Source organism: Halococcus thailandensis JCM 13552 (assembly GCF_000336715.1).
Taxonomy (GTDB): Archaea; Halobacteriota; Halobacteria; order Halobacteriales; family Halococcaceae; genus Halococcus; species Halococcus thailandensis.
This window is the reverse complement of record NZ_AOMF01000039.1, coordinates 1-367: the sequence shown is the minus strand read 5'-3', so window position 1 is coordinate 367 and position 367 is coordinate 1. Positions and strand designations below refer to the sequence as shown.

The following is a 367-nucleotide window of genomic DNA, read 5'->3' as shown; positions in this document are numbered from 1 at the left end:
CCTTCAGTCATCGTCGTAAGATAGGGTGGACAGCTCGATAAGCCTTAGTTGGAATATTCCAAATCCGGACTTCGCATCAAAGCGGCGGCGATGGTTCGTCTGGTAGCTGCTCACGGGTAATGTACTGCTTCGCCAAGTGTTCTTCTGCTCGCCTGAGTCGGTAGGTGAGCGTCGACCGTGGTATAGTAAGATGCTCAGCTAGTTCACCGACATCGATTTCTCTGGGAGATTCGTAGTAACCATGTTCAACAGCGGCTTGAACCGCTGCCTGCTGTTCAGGTGCCAATTCAGTGTTGCTGTTGGAGGTGTCGTTTGTGGATGGTGAGGCGACCGCCGTTCGAAGCATCTCCATCTGGGCGCAATCGCC

Annotated in this window: 1 protein-coding gene; it reads right to left on the bottom strand. The window is 53.4% G+C overall.

Annotated elements, in window-relative coordinates:
• Positions 1-76: 76 nt before the first annotated feature.
• A partial coding sequence (locus C451_RS20520) for a helix-turn-helix domain-containing protein (protein ID WP_007736327.1) occupies positions 77-367 on the bottom strand: 291 nt, incomplete at its 5' end.